The sequence below is a fragment of the Isoptericola sp. NPDC056605 genome, from assembly GCF_042792795.1.
Classification (GTDB): Bacteria; Actinomycetota; Actinomycetes; order Actinomycetales; family Cellulomonadaceae; genus Isoptericola.
In genome coordinates, this window is sequence record NZ_JBHTVT010000009.1 from 23,108 (window position 1) to 35,958 (window position 12,851).

General features: G+C 75.1%; 13 protein-coding genes. 3 read left to right on the top strand and 10 right to left on the bottom strand.

Annotated elements, in window-relative coordinates:
- On the bottom strand, positions 1–1,341 hold the full coding sequence (locus ACFQ8Y_RS10995) for an MFS transporter (RefSeq protein ID WP_430585462.1): 1,341 nt from the start codon (positions 1,339–1,341) through the stop codon (positions 1–3).
- A 142-nt stretch (positions 1,342–1,483) separates the two neighbouring features.
- On the opposite strand from ACFQ8Y_RS10995, the gene ACFQ8Y_RS11000 reads away from it, so the two are divergent.
- On the top strand, positions 1,484–2,431 hold the full coding sequence (locus tag ACFQ8Y_RS11000; RefSeq protein ID WP_430585463.1) for a LysR family transcriptional regulator: 948 nt from the start codon (positions 1,484–1,486) through the stop codon (positions 2,429–2,431).
- Between the two features lie 22 nt (positions 2,432–2,453).
- On the opposite strand, the gene ACFQ8Y_RS11005 is transcribed toward ACFQ8Y_RS11000, so the two are convergent.
- From ACFQ8Y_RS11005 to ACFQ8Y_RS11025, 5 genes are all read right to left on the bottom strand, one after another.
- Positions 2,454–3,011 (bottom strand): methylated-DNA--[protein]-cysteine S-methyltransferase, encoded by a 558-nt coding sequence (locus tag ACFQ8Y_RS11005; RefSeq protein ID WP_430585464.1) that lies wholly within the window; start codon positions 3,009–3,011, stop codon positions 2,454–2,456.
- A 692-nt stretch (positions 3,012–3,703) separates the two neighbouring features.
- Positions 3,704–4,414 carry a GNAT family N-acetyltransferase gene (locus ACFQ8Y_RS11010; RefSeq protein WP_430585465.1) on the bottom strand — a complete coding sequence of 237 codons (711 nt, stop codon included), beginning with the start codon at positions 4,412–4,414 and terminating at the stop codon, positions 3,704–3,706.
- Between the two features lie 203 nt (positions 4,415–4,617).
- Entirely contained in the window at positions 4,618–5,433 is an 816-nt protein-coding gene (locus ACFQ8Y_RS11015) for an SDR family NAD(P)-dependent oxidoreductase (RefSeq protein WP_430585466.1), read from the bottom strand.
- A 62-nt stretch (positions 5,434–5,495) separates the two neighbouring features.
- Positions 5,496–6,296, bottom strand: a complete 801-nt coding sequence (locus tag ACFQ8Y_RS11020; RefSeq protein ID WP_430585467.1) for a hypothetical protein — start codon at positions 6,294–6,296, stop codon at positions 5,496–5,498.
- Positions 6,297–6,348: 52 nt separating this feature from the next.
- Positions 6,349–7,389 carry a nitronate monooxygenase gene (locus ACFQ8Y_RS11025; protein ID WP_430585468.1) on the bottom strand — a complete coding sequence of 347 codons (1,041 nt, stop codon included), beginning with the start codon at positions 7,387–7,389 and terminating at the stop codon, positions 6,349–6,351.
- Between the two features lie 188 nt (positions 7,390–7,577).
- On the opposite strand from ACFQ8Y_RS11025, the gene ACFQ8Y_RS11030 reads away from it, so the two are divergent.
- Positions 7,578–8,198, top strand: coding sequence for an AAA family ATPase (locus ACFQ8Y_RS11030; protein ID WP_430585548.1), 621 nt, complete (start codon positions 7,578–7,580; stop codon positions 8,196–8,198).
- Between the two features lie 10 nt (positions 8,199–8,208).
- Positions 8,209–8,658: a pyridoxamine 5'-phosphate oxidase family protein gene (locus ACFQ8Y_RS11035; protein ID WP_430585469.1), complete on the top strand. Its 450-nt coding sequence runs from the start codon at positions 8,209–8,211 to the stop codon at positions 8,656–8,658.
- A gap of 3 nt (positions 8,659–8,661) precedes the next feature.
- Here ACFQ8Y_RS11035 and ACFQ8Y_RS11040 read toward each other — a convergent pair whose 3' ends face one another.
- From ACFQ8Y_RS11040 to ACFQ8Y_RS11055, 4 genes are read right to left on the bottom strand one after another with little or no spacing between them, the layout of a single operon-like run.
- Positions 8,662–9,681, bottom strand: coding sequence for an LLM class flavin-dependent oxidoreductase (locus ACFQ8Y_RS11040; protein WP_430551900.1), 1,020 nt, complete (start codon positions 9,679–9,681; stop codon positions 8,662–8,664).
- Positions 9,682–9,685: 4 nt separating this feature from the next.
- Positions 9,686–11,407 (bottom strand): carboxylesterase/lipase family protein, encoded by a 1,722-nt coding sequence (locus ACFQ8Y_RS11045; RefSeq protein ID WP_430585470.1) that lies wholly within the window; start codon positions 11,405–11,407, stop codon positions 9,686–9,688.
- A complete protein-coding gene (locus tag ACFQ8Y_RS11050) occupies positions 11,404–12,276 on the bottom strand; it encodes an alpha/beta fold hydrolase (RefSeq protein ID WP_430585471.1) in 873 nt (290 codons plus the stop codon). Before ACFQ8Y_RS11050 ends, ACFQ8Y_RS11045 begins: the two co-directional genes overlap by 4 nt.
- Positions 12,277–12,286: 10 nt before the next feature.
- Positions 12,287–12,850 (bottom strand): dihydrofolate reductase family protein, encoded by a 564-nt coding sequence (locus tag ACFQ8Y_RS11055; RefSeq protein ID WP_430585472.1) that lies wholly within the window; start codon positions 12,848–12,850, stop codon positions 12,287–12,289.
- Position 12,851 lies beyond the last annotated feature (1 nt).

Here is a 12,851-nt window from a genome sequence, read left to right on the forward strand (position 1 = left end):
TCACTTTCCGGCGGCCGCGTCGATGGCCGACAGGTCGCGCTTGCTTCCTTCAGGGGCGAGCAGCAGGGCGCCCGCGCACACGGCCAGCACGGCGATCCAGACGCCGGCCAGCAGGGGGAGCCCGCCGGCGGACGAGGCGAGCGCCCCCGCGATGATCGGGGTGAAGCCGGCGCCGATCGCCGACGCGCCCTGGAACGCGAGCGACGAGCCGGTGAAGCGCACCGACGTCGGGAACAGCTCGGCCAGGAACGCCGCCAGCGGGCCGAGGATGACGCCCTGGATCGCCTGGCCGCCCACCACGGCGACCGCGAAGCTGACGTTGTCCCCCGTCGCCACGAGCATCACGAGCGGGTAGGCGAACAGGGCCGCGGCGACGATGCCGACCGCGATCACCGGGCGCCGGCCGAACCGGTCGCTGAGCCGCGCCGACAGGATCGTGCAGACGAAGAGCGCCACCGCCGAGAGCACCTTGGCGTTGAGCGCGAACGTCGGGTCCGCGCCGTGCGCCGTCGCGTAGCTCAGACCCCAGACGCTGGCCATCCCGGAGATCGTCAGCTGCGACATGGCGACCAGCAGGCCCAGCACCAGCACCCACGGCGACCTCGTCAGCACCTGCACCAGCGGCACCCGGCGGTCCTCCGCCTCCTGGTCGAAGCGGAGGAACAGCGGGCTCTCCACCACCTTGAGGCGCACGAACAGGCCGATGAGCACGAGGACGACGCTCAGCAGGAAGGGCACCCGCCAGCCCCAGGCGAGGAACTGGTCCTCCGGCAGGAGGGTGAACAGGCCGAGCATCCCCGCCGAGAGGACCGACCCCGCGGGCGCGCCGAGGTTCGCGAACGAGGCCGCGAAGCCCCGCTTGCCGCCGGGCGCGTGCTCGAGGGCGATGAGCATCGCCCCGCCCCACTCGCCGCCCACCGCGAAACCCTGGACCAGGCGCAGCGCCACGAGCAGGAACGGTGCGGCGACGCCGATCTGCGCGTACCCGGGGAGCACCCCGATGAGAGCGGTCGCGGTGCCCATCAGGAGCATCGTCGTGACCAGCACGCCCTTGCGGCCGAGACGGTCGCCGAAGTGGCCGAAGACGATCCCGCCGAGAGGCCGGGCGACATACCCCGCGGCGAGCGTCCCGAACGACGCGACGGTCGCCAGCGCCGGGTCCAGGCCGGCGAAGAACACCTGGCCGAAGACGATCGCCGAGGCGCTCGCGTACAGCATGAAATCGTAGAACTCGATCGCGCTCCCGAGGAAGCTCGACGCGAGGATGCGCCGCATCTGCGGGGTCCGGAGCGATTCGCTCGGGCCGGTCCCGGTGGGCTGTCGAGAGGTGGTGGCGCTCATCCTTGAACTCCCTGGGCGGACTGTCGGAGCGCGGTCCTCGCGATCCGTGCCCGCCGGCGGTGGCGGACGCGGACGAGCCTGCCCTCCGGCCCGCTGTCAAAGCAATGACAAGTAATTGACGTTGTTGTTTAGCCTTGCTCACATGGGTGTCGAGATGTCCGTCCGTCAGCTCGAGATGTTCAGCGCCGTGGTGGACCACGGCTCGATCACCGAGGCCGCCAGGGCACTCATCGTGTCGCCCGGCGCCGTCTCGCTCGCCATCAGCCAGCTCGAGGCCTCGCTCGGCGTCCAGGTGGCGATCCGCACCCGAGGGCGAGGGGTCCAGGTCACCGCCGCGGGCAGGGACGTGTACGAGCACGCGCGGGAGATCGCCGAGAGCCTGCAGGAGATCCGGAAGGTCGCGGCCGCCACGCGGGGCGGCCTCACCGGAGCGCTGCGCCTCGGCCTGTTCACCACGCTGTCCCCCTGGCTCTTCCCGCCCCTCGCCGAGCACTTCGACCGGTCCTTCCCCGACGTCGACCTCCAGCTCGTCGAGGGCGGCTCGGCCGAGCTCCAGGACCAGCTCGCAGAAGGACGGCTCGACGCCGCCCTCCTGTACGAGAACCACGTGAGCACACCCCTGGAGACGCGCCGCCTCGCCGCCGTACGGCTGCAGCTGGCGCTCGCGGCCGCGCACCCGCTCGCGGCGTACGACGCCGTGCCGCTCGCGGCCCTCCGCGACGAGGACGCGGTGCTCCTGGCGATGCGCCCGGCGAGCGACCACGTCGAGGAGATCCTGCGCGTCGCAGGCATGACGCCGCGCGTCCGCTGGCGCAGCACCAACGTCGAGACGATCCGCTCGCTGGTCGCGCGCGGCCTCGGCTACACGATCATCATGGGGCGGCCGTACGGGGACCTGACGTACGAGGGGATGCCCGTGGTCTACCGGCCGATCGCCGACGACCTGCCCGCGAACGCGCTGGTGCTCGTGACGCCCAAGGGCGGGCGGCCCACCGCCAAGCTCCGCGAGCTGGCCGCGTTCTGCGACGAGGCGTTCGGGGAGGACGTGGAGCCCGGCGTCCCCACCAGCCGGATGGGGAGGCTCTCCTGACCGTCGCGGGGGAGGGAAGGGCTCAGAGCTCGAAGAGGGTCGGGTGCTCGAGGTGCACGCCCTCGACCTCCAGCATGCGCAGCTTGGTCCGCCGTCCGCCGCGCGCGGAGAACCCGCCGACCTGACGGCCCGCGGCGAGCACCCGGTGGCACGGCACGATCGGCGGGAACGGGTTGCGACCGAGGGCCTGGCCCACCGCCTGCGCCGCGCCGGGTGCTCCGAGCCGTGCCGCCACCTCGCCGTAGGTGAGGGTGTCGCCGGCCGGGACGGTGCGCACGACCTCGTACACGCGACGGTCGAACTCCGGGACGGCGGCGAGGTCGAGATCGATCCCGGACAGGTCGCCGGCGCCGGTCTCGAGGAGGGCGGCCACGCCCGCCACGGCGGCGGCGACGGCGGCGCCCGGGGCGGCCTCGCGCGCGGCCGGGTACCACGTCGTGACGGCGTCGCGGGTGCGCTGCGGCGAGCCGTGGGGGAGTGCGGAGCCCACGACGACGCCCGGCTCCCGCCACACGAGGGCGCAGTGCCCGATCGTGGTGGGGAAGACGCAGAAGGCGAGCCCGCCGGGGGGAGTGGCCATGTCGTCCACGGTAGTCACGCGGTCCGACAGCGCCCCGGGGGCGCGGACTCGTGCGCGAAGACCCGGTAACCGAGGTCATGACGCCAGGAGCGAGCGAGCTCGCGGCCGTTCGTCCGAGACCACTGTGTTGTGTCATACACAATGGTTTGTCACGTATGTCCGAATCAGCCTATCGCGAGCCGGCGCGGATGGCGAGGCGTCGTCCGGAGCTCGCCGCCCGCCGTCCGGTCCGTCGAGTCGTGCCGGACGGGCGGCCTCGCGACCTCGGTGGGCGACTGCCCACGGGGGACCGGGCGAAGGCCGCGGGGCCGACCCGGGTCGTACGAGGCTCAGACGGGGCCCGGGCGCGGCGAGATCAGGCGTGCGCGGGTTTCTGCGCACGCCGACGGCGGCCACGTGGTGACACGTCGCGCGACACGTCGCTGCGACATCGGCGTCAGGCGGCACGGACGGTCGTCGTCACCAGATTCGTGAGGCGACATTCGTGCGGCGGCGTCCTGTCGGATGTCGACCTGTGCGACGGCATCGTCGAGCCAGCACGGCTGACGACGCGCGTCCCTGCAGGAATGCAGCGCGGGGGCGCCAGGCGACAGTGCGCGACCGCGCGACGACGCCCGTCTCGAGACCTTGCGGTACCGCGTCGAGGGAGGGGCTCCCAGGCGCTCTCTGATCGCGTAATGACATAATGTGCATTATCGGTTGATGGGTGAGACGCCCTCGAGACCCCGATCGATGCCCAGGAAACGGCGCAGCGCGTCGGCGCCCTCGACCGCGATGTCGTCGCTCGGACGGACGAACGTCGCCGGCGTCACGACGACGCGATGCTCGTCGACCCCGGCGACACCCTGCCGGGTGCGCTGCACGATCCGGTGCAGGCCGTTGTCCGAGTACCCGACCTTGCGACTGACGGCCGCCGAGGCGTGATTCCCCACGACGTACCCCGACTCGCACCTGCTCGCCCCGAGCTCGTCGAACGCGAACCCGACGGCGAGCTGGCGCATCAGCGTGCCGGTGCCGATCCCCTGGTGCGCTCGCCCCAGCCACGAGCCGGTGGCGACGACCCCGGTCTCCGCGAGTCCCCTGGCGTGCAGGTCCTGCATGCCGACGAGCGCTCCGTCGCGACGGACCGCCAGGGCGAGGCGCCACTCGCCGGGCGCGAACGTCGCTCGTTGGGTCCACCACCACGCCAGCGACGTGGTCGGGAACCCGTGCGGCGCGCCGAGGGAGAACGGCTGTGCGTGCCAGTCCAGGAGGAACGGCATGGGCAGGTCGGGGTCCTCGATGCCACCGCGGACCAGCTCGACGAGCTCGGGCAGGTCGTCGTCGCGTAGGACGCGAAGCTCCACCGGCCCGCAGGCGATCCGCAGGGCGAACGGCGGAAAGATCTCTTCCAGGGTGAGCATGGTGGATTGTCTCGGATGACCCCGCCTGCCTGCAGCGGATTTCCTGGCTCTGTTGCCCCGGGCGCGCCCGCCAGTGCCCAGCGACGGGACGGCTGGCGAGGATCACGGGCTCCCCTCCCCCGCCGGCGCGCCGTCAGTGACGAGATGTCGACGGACGCCGACATCCGGCGCGATGTGAACGCTGAGCAACATCTCGGGTGATGTCACCGATCGGTGACATCAGGGTGGCGGTCTCCCCCGCCCCCGAGGCTCTCGAACCGCGCGAGCGGGCCGACCAGGATGCCGCCGTCGACGGGCAGCGTGACACCGGTGATCCAGGCGGCGTCGTCGGAGGCGAGGAACGCGATCGCGGCGGCGACGTCCTCGGGCTCCCCGATGCGGCCGAGCGGGTACAGGGCCGCGAGCCGGTCGGGGTCGGACCTCTGGTCCCACGAGCGGGTGCGGACGGTGCCGGGCGCGACGACGTTGATCCGCACTCCCCTGCTGCCGAGGCGCACCGCGAGGTTCTGCGCGAGCGACACGAGCCCGGCCTTCGCGGCCGAGTAGTCCTCGTCCCCGAAGGCCTGCAGGCCGTTCACGGAGCCGACCAGCACGATCGATCCCCCGCGCTCCAGGTGCGGGGCCGCGGCCCGGACGCAGCGGGCCGGCCCGGCCAGGTTGAGGTCGACACCGGCCGCCCAGGTGGCGTCGTCCATGCCGTCCAGGAGTCCCGGGTGCACGCCGGTGCCGCCCGCCACGCCGACGAGCACGTCGAGCCGGCCGTGCCGCTCCAGGCTCGCCGCCACGGCGGCGTCCACCGACGCCGTGTCCGTGATGTCGCACGCGACGGCCGAGGCGGACGCCGCGCCGTCGGGCAGGTCGTCGACGGTGCGCCGCGCCGCGTCCTCGTCGAGGTCGGCGACCACGACGGTGGCGCCCTCCGCGTGCAGGCGTCGCACCGCGGCCGCACCGATCCCGTGCGCGCCGCCCGTGACCAGCGCCACGCGGCCGTCGAAGCGTCCTGTCGAAGGTCCTGTCACGTCCGTCCTCCTCGTCGAGCGTTGATCGTCGATGCTGCCGTCAGCACGCGTCGGTGCACGTGTCAGAGCGTGAGCCGGTAGTAGCGCTCCTCGCCGTACCGCTCGAACCCCGCCCGGCGCAGGAGGCGGGCGGAGGTGCTGACCCGGCCCTTGACGAGGGCGAGCGACGCGCCCGCGGCGACCGACAGGCGCAGGCGTTCCTCCAGCACCGCGCGGTAGGCGCCGCGACCGCGGCGGTCGGGCACGGTGCCGGCGCCCCACAGCCGGGCGACGGTGCCCAGCTCGGGTCGTGGTGCCGCCGCGAGCGTGACGCCGGCGGACGCCACGGGCTCGCCGTCCTGGTACGCCACGACACGGATCTCGCGGCTGTCGTCCGCGAGCAGCGTGCGCGCGGCGTCGGCGAGCCGGTCGTCGTCCAAGGGCTGCTGGTCCCACACCTCGGTGTCGACGCGGTCGGCGTCGCGCAGCCCGTCCACGTCGGTCACCCGCCGCACGACGAGGCGCCCGTCGCGCTCCGGCGTCTGCGGGAGGCCTGGCCCGAGGCCGCGGGCGAGGACGTCCACGGTGTCCTCGAGCCGGGCGCCGCGGCCGAGCAGCAGGTCGGTGAGGTCGGGGGTGCTGCTGGCCGAGACCCAGACGCCGAGGGTGTCGCTGCCCCAGGCCCGCGCCTGCTCGACGGCGTCCCGCAGGACGTCCTGGGGCGCGCGGGCCGACGCGAGCCCCGTGAGCACGACGCGCCCGTGCGCCCACGCGGGCCACCGGGTGAGGGTGACGTCGGTGACGACGCACTCCGCGTCGGGCGGCACCCACGACCACTCGGTGGCGGCGCGCAGCACGGTCGGCGGGTCCCAGGCGGCGCTCATGACGGCAACGTAGCGAACCGGCGAGCGGTCGCGGCGGTGCCGCGCGCGGGCGTCACAGGTCGGCGGCGAGGGCGCGGACGACGTCGGCCGCGGGCCCGGTGGCGGCGCTGCGGTGTCCGGTCCCGGCCCACAGGTGCAGCCGCTCGGCGTCCCCGGCGGCAGCCGCGCGCCGGCGCAGCTCACGGGTGAGGTGGTGCACCTGCGGGTAGGCGACCGGGGCGTACGGGTCGTGCCGGGTCAGGAAGCCGTTGACGAGCGTGCGGGCGGGGCGGCCCGTGAAGGCGCGGGTGACCGCCGTCGTCGGGTACCGGGGGTCGGTGAGGGCGTCGCGGTGGGTGCGGGAGGTGCCGGCCTCGTCGGTGCGCAGCAGCAGCGTGCCGACGGCGACGGCCTGCGCCCCGGCCCGCAGCAGCCGGGCGACGGCGGTCGCGCCGTCCACTCCCCCGGCGGCGACCACCGGGAGCCGCGTCCGTGCGACGACGGCGGCGACCGCGTCGGCCGTCTCTGCGTCGGCGACCGGCCGGCGCGGGTCCCACGTTCCGCTGTGCCCGCCCGCGCGCGGACCCTGCACGACGAGGCCGTCGGCACCGAGCTCCTCGGCGGCGAGAGCCTCCTGCGGGGTCGTGACGGTGACGAGGACGACGGAGCCCGCCGCGCGCAGGGCCGCGACGTCCGCCGCGGGCGGGGGCCCGAACGTGAATGACACGACGGGCACGGGGTCGCGGCGCAGCAGGTCGACCTTCGCCGCCCAGTGGTCGTCGTCGGTCGCAGGGACCGCCGTGAGCACGGCGTCGAGGTCGACGTCGTGCGCCGCGGCGTCCGGCGCGATCCGCCGCGCGTAGGCCGCGAGCGCCGCGGGGTCGGGGCCGGGCGCGGTGGCGGGGACGAAGAGGTTGACGCCGAAGGGGTGCGCCTGCTGGTGGGCGCGGTGGATCTGGTCGGCGAGGGTGTCGGGGGCCTGGTAGCCGCCGGCGAGGAAGGCGAACGCGCCGGCGCCGGTCGTGGCGGCGACGAGGTCGAGCGTGGTGGCGCCTCCGGCCATGGGCGCGGCGACGAGGGGCAGGTCGGTGCCGAGGAGGGTGGTGCGGGCCATGTCTCGCATCGTGCCACCGGGCTGGACCGTGCGCGGGGTCTGCAGGACGGTCTCATCTGGCGCTCATGCGGGCCTGGCACGCTGGGCGCCCCGCCGGTCGGCGGTGCGGACATCGGTGCGGACATCGGTGCGGACATCGGTGTGGAGCTCGGTACGGGGATCGGTGCGGAGAGGGGTGGGTGCGCGGGATGACGGTGGCGGTGCGGGAGCGTGCGACGGTGCGGGGCGCCGGGACTGGGACGTTCGTGCTGGTGGGTGGTGTGCCGGGTGCGGGCAAGAGCACGGCGCTCGCGCGGGTGGCGGGGTTGCGACCCGGGGTGCGGGTGCTGGACAGCGAGACGGCGCGTCGTGACCTGCGGGGGCGGGTGCCGCGCGGGGTCCCGTACGCGGTGTACCGGCCGGTGGTGCACGTGCGGCACCTGGCGGGGGTGGTGCGGGCGGTGCTGGGTGGCCCGCGGGACGGCACGGAGCTGCTCGTGGTGCACGACCCGGCGACGTCGCGGGTGCGGCGGTGGTGGTGGGCGTGCCTGGCGCGGCGGGCGGGGTGGAGTCCGGTGCTGGTGATGGTCGACGTGGAGCGCGGCGAGGCGTTGTCGGGGCAGGAGGTGCGGGGTCGGAGGGTGCGGGCGCGGGCGTTCGCGCGGCACTGGCGGCGGTGGGCGGCGCAGCGTGCGGGGCTGGTCGCGACGTCGGGCGGTGCGGCGGGTGGCTGGTCGCAGGTGCACGTGGTGGGCCGGCGGCAGGTCGTGGGGCTGCTGGTGGGGGTGGTGGACGCGGCGGTGCCGGTCCGGGTGCGTGGTGCCCGCTAGGGTCGCGCTCGTGACGTCGTCGGGTCTGTCAGGTGGTGCGCTGGAGCGGCTGGTCGGGCACGTGCGTGCGGTGGGCGACGGGGTGGTGTCGACGGTGGGCCCGGACGGTGCTCCGCAGGCGGCGTACCTGACGTTGGCGGTGACGGCGTCGGGCGAGCTGGTCTTCGACGCGCGGGTGGGCTCGCGCAAGGTGGCGAACCTGCGGCGGGACCCGCGGGTGGCGGTGGTGGTGGGCGGCCCTGGCGGGACGACGCTGCAGGTGCAGGGCGTGGCGGACGTCCCGTCGGGGGACGACGCCGCCCGGTGCGCGGACGCGTACCGGGCGGCGTTCCCACAGTTCGCGGCGTCGTTGGACGACCCGGGGATCGTGGTGGTGCGGGTCGTGGTGCGGTGGGCGCGCTGGGGCGACTACCGCTCCTCTCCCCCGGTGGTGGAGGACCTGGTGGGCGGGGCGGGCTGAGCCTCAACGCCAGCCGAGGGCGGGTGCCACGTGCTGGACGACGTTCTCGATGACGTGGGCGTTGTACTCGACACCGAGCTGGTTGGGCACGGTGAGCAGGAGGGTGTCGGCGGCAGCGACGGCCTCGTCCTCGGCGAGGTCCGCGACGACGTCGTCGACCTCTCCGGCGTAGGTCTTGCCGAAGCGGGCGCGGACGCCCTCGAGGACGCCGACCTGGTCGGTGCTGGCCGTCTCGAGGCCGAAGTAGGCGCGGTCGCGGTCGTCGGTGATCGGGAAGATGCTGCGCGACACGGACACGCGGGGCTCCCACCCGTGGCCGGCGGCGGCCCACGCGTCGCGGAAGCGTTGGATCTGCTCGGCCTGCAGGCGGTGGAACGGGACGCCCGTGTCCTCGGACAGCAGGGTGGAGCTCATGAGGTTCATCCCCTGGGCGGCGGTCCACTCGGCGGTGGCGCGGGTGCCGGCTCCCCACCAGATCCGCCGGCGCAGGCCCTCGGAGTAGGGCTCGACGCGCAGCAGGCCGGGCGGGTTGGGGAACATGGGGCGCGGGTTCGGCTCGGCGAAGCCCTCGCCGTCGAGCACCTCGAGGAACCGGGCGGTGTGGCGGCGGGCCATGTCGGCGTCGGACTCCCCCGCCTGGGGCTCGTGCCCGAAGTGGCGGAACCCGTCGATCACCTGCTCGGGCGATCCGCGGCTGATGCCGAGCTGCAGCCGCCCGCCGGCGATGAGGTCGGCCGCGCCGGCGTCCTCCGCCAGGTACAGGGGGTTCTCGTAGCGCATGTCGATGACGGCGGTGCCGATCTCGATGCGGCTCGTGCGGGCGCCGACGGCGGCGAGCAGCGGGAACGGGGACGCGAGCTGGCGCGCGAAGTGGTGCACGCGGAAGTACGCCCCGTCGGCGCCGAGCTCCTCCGCCGCGACGGCGAGGTCGATCGACTGCAGCAGCGCGTCGGAGGCCGAGCGGGTGGCGGACTGCGGGTGCGGCGTCCAGTGGCCGAAGGACAGGAATCCGAGGTGCTTCACGCCCTCAGTCAAGCCCACGGGTCGCGGGCCCGCCCGTCGCGGCGCCGACGTCGGCCCACAGGTCGCACCGGTGGTCGGCCGCGAAGGGAGTCGCGCCGATCCCGCGGGTGGAGAGCTCGACGACCGTCTGCCCGGGGCCGAACCGGGGCCAGTGCGGGCGCCCGGGGCCGTTGACGTCGCCGGTGCGCGCGAACGCCGCCCAGTAGTCGATCATCGTCGCGGACAGCCGCTCCTGGGCCGGGTCGAGCGGCGGGGGCTGGTGGCCCCCGACGAGGGTCCACAGGTATCCGAGCTCGAGGCCGTGGTAGGCGCCTTGGGGGAACCCGTCGTCGGGGTCGGGCCCGGCGTCCTCGGCGAACTCGTACACGTGCACGGGCTGGTGCGGTGCGGCGGCTTGCGCGGTGCGCAGCACGGGGCACGCACCGATCTGGGCGCCCCAGTCGCCGAGGACGGCCGCGAGCGCCAGGGCCGGGCTGTCGTGGTCGCTGAGCGGGTAGGCGTCCAGGACGGTCCCGGCGTCGGAGCCGAAGGCCTCCGTCAGCGTCGTGCGGTAGCCCTCGGCGGTGACGCCGGGAGCCTGCCAGCGGACGAAGCTGCGCATCTCGTCGCGCGTGCCGCCCACCAGCAGCGGTACCCGTGCGGCGCTGCCCCGGCGCAGGGCGTCGATCGGCTGTCGCGGGAGGAACGGCGTGCCGGCGACGGGGTTCCACGGACGGTCGCCGGAGCGCTCCGTGAGGCCGAACCCGACGCCCGAGTGCGTGCCGACGAGGTCGGGCAGCCCGGCGCGGCGCAGGCAGGTGGCGACGCCCGCCGGGCCGTCGCCCGCGTCGGCGCACCCGAGGTGCTCGACGGCGCGGTCGCCGAACGCCTGCCCCTGGGCGCGGTCGGGGACGGGGTTGGCGCAGGCGCCGCTCTGCACGATCGCCCGGTCGAACAGCATCCTCGACGTGGGTGCGGCGAGCTGCGCGCAGACGGACCGCGCCCCGCCCGACTGTCCCGCGAGGGTGACGTTGCGGGGGTCGCCGCCGAAGCTCGCGGCGTTGTGCTGCACCCATCGCAGCGCGGCGGCCTGGTCCATGAGCCCGTAATTGCCGCGGTGGGGGCCGAGCGCCGGCGTCGACAGGAAGCCGAGCGCACCGAGGCGGTAGTTCGCGGTGACCACGACCAGGCCGCCCCGGGTCGCGAGGCGGGCGCCGTCGAAGCGGGCCGCACCGCCGGAGTCGAGGCCGCCGCCGTGCAGCCACACGAGCACGGGCAGGCGGTCGCCGCGGCGGGCGTGGGCGGGCGCGACGACGTCGAGCGTCAGGCAGTCCTCCTGCCCGAGGACGTTCTCCGGCTCTCCCTGCGGGCACAGCGGGCTCGGTGCGGTCGCGTCCCGGATGCCGGCCCAGTCGCGCGGGGGTGCCGGTGGTCGCCAGCGGCGCTCGCCGACGGGCGGGGCCGCGTACGGGACGCCGGAGTAGGTGACGTGGCCGGTGTCGGCGTGCCCGCGCAGCCACCCGGAGTCGACGCGCACGACGGCGCCGCCGTCAGACCGTGCCGCCGCTGCGGCCGGATCGGGTGCGGGTTCGGTCGCGGGCCTGGCACCGGCCCCGGGTGCCGCGGCGGCGAGCAGGGCGAGTACCGCGACGAGTGTGGCGACGAGTGTGGCGACGGCCCGCCGCCAGGATCCGGGACGGACGGCGGTCGTGTCGTCGGTGCTGGCGGCGGTCATGGCGGCGTTCATGGCATTCCTCCGCGGTCGGTCGGCGCGCGCCGCACGAGGGCGCGCAGGTGCCCGGCGAGGACGTCGGGCCGGTCGAGGGGCACGAGGGTCGCCGCGTGCGGGACGTGGACCAGCTCGGCGTCGGGCAGCAGGCGGGCGAGGCGGGGGCCGTGCTCGGCCGGCATCATCCGGTCGTCGTCCGCCCAGGCGACGAGCGCGGGCCCGGTGAAGGCGCCGAGCCCGGCGGACCAGTCCCGGTCGGCAGGGACGGGGAACCGCGCGCTGAACCGGCGCAGGTCGGCGCGCACGAGCGGGTCCCGGAAGGGCTCGAACCAGCGCCGCAGGAGCGCGTCGGGCACGGGGCGGGCGGCCATCGCGGAGGCGAGGCGGCGACGCACCGCGGGCAGCCGCGTCAGCTGCGCCTGGAGGGCGAGCGCCCCGGGGACGCGGGCGGCCCGGGCGAGCAGCCGTCCGGGCCGCCCGGCGGGGACGTTGTCGAACGCCTCGCAGGCCACGAGCGCCAGCCGCGCGACGCGGGAGTCGAGCCCCAGCTCGACGAGCACCTGCGCGCCGCCCCAGTCGTTGAGGACGAGCGTGACGTCGCGCAGGTCGAGGGCGGCCATCAGCTCGGCGACCATCCGCGCGAGGGAGGCGTTGGTGAGCTCGTCGCGCGGCGCCGGGTGCCGGTGGGCGCCCAGCGGCAGCGTCGGCGCGACGCACCGCAGCCCCGGCAGGCGCGCGACGACGGCGTCCCACACGGCGTGGTCGAGGAGCGGGCCGTGCAGGAGCAGCAGGGCCGGTCCGCTGCCCCCGGTGTCCGTGTAGTCGATCGTCGCGGTGGTCAGCTCGATCGTGCGCACCGCCGGCACGGTCCCCTCGTGGGTGCTCACGGTCCGGTCCTCAGCGCGGCCGCCGGTGGACCGTGACGAGCACGCCGTCCCCGTAGGTCGTGGCCTCCACGAGGCGCCACGCGGTCTTGTCCGGGGTCGGGGGCCACAGGGTGCGACCGTGCCCGAGGACGAGGGGGAACGTCATCAGGTGGATCTCGTCGACGAGGTCGTGCGCGAGCAGGCCCTGCACCAGGCTGATGCTGCCGGGCACCGAGATCTCGCCGTCGACGTCCCGCCGGAGCCGGGCGACCGAGTCGACCAGGTCGCCCGGCAGGACGGTGGTCCCGGACCACCGAGGGTCGGTCAGCGTGCCCGAGACGACGTACTTCGGCATGCCGTTGTACTTGTCGGCGAGCTCGCCCTCGTACTGCGGCCACGCGTCGGCGAACCCCTCGTAGGTGCGGCGCCCCAGCAGGAGGGCGGACGCCCCCAGCGCCTCGGTCTCCTTGAAGCGTTCGCCCTCGGGCCCGCGGTCGACCTCGAAGCTCCAGTCCGGGTAGCGGAAGTCCTCGCCGCCGGGCGCCTCGACGACGCCGTCCAGCGAGATGAACTCGGTGACCACGATCGATCCCATG

What these genes read in the sequence shown, in the direction of transcription:
- ACFQ8Y_RS11005 (WP_430585464.1), bottom strand. Translation starts at nt 3,011, where the DNA reads ATGGCCACTCCCCCCGGCGGGCTCGCCTTCTGCGTCTTCCCCACCACG.
- ACFQ8Y_RS11030 (WP_430585548.1), top strand. Translation starts at nt 7,578, where the DNA reads ATGACGGTGGCGGTGCGGGAGCGTGCGACGGTGCGGGGCGCCGGGACT.
- ACFQ8Y_RS11055 (WP_430585472.1), bottom strand. Translation starts at nt 12,850, where the DNA reads ATGGGATCGATCGTGGTCACCGAGTTCATCTCGCTGGACGGCGTCGTC.
- ACFQ8Y_RS11020 (WP_430585467.1), bottom strand. Translation starts at nt 6,296, where the DNA reads ATGAGCGCCGCCTGGGACCCGCCGACCGTGCTGCGCGCCGCCACCGAG.
- ACFQ8Y_RS11025 (WP_430585468.1), bottom strand. Translation starts at nt 7,389, where the DNA reads ATGGCCCGCACCACCCTCCTCGGCACCGACCTGCCCCTCGTCGCCGCG.
- ACFQ8Y_RS11000 (WP_430585463.1), top strand. Translation starts at nt 1,484, where the DNA reads ATGGGTGTCGAGATGTCCGTCCGTCAGCTCGAGATGTTCAGCGCCGTG.
- ACFQ8Y_RS11045 (WP_430585470.1), bottom strand. Translation starts at nt 11,407, where the DNA reads ATGAACGCCGCCATGACCGCCGCCAGCACCGACGACACGACCGCCGTC.
- ACFQ8Y_RS10995 (WP_430585462.1), bottom strand. Translation starts at nt 1,341, where the DNA reads ATGAGCGCCACCACCTCTCGACAGCCCACCGGGACCGGCCCGAGCGAA.
- ACFQ8Y_RS11010 (WP_430585465.1), bottom strand. Translation starts at nt 4,414, where the DNA reads ATGCTCACCCTGGAAGAGATCTTTCCGCCGTTCGCCCTGCGGATCGCC.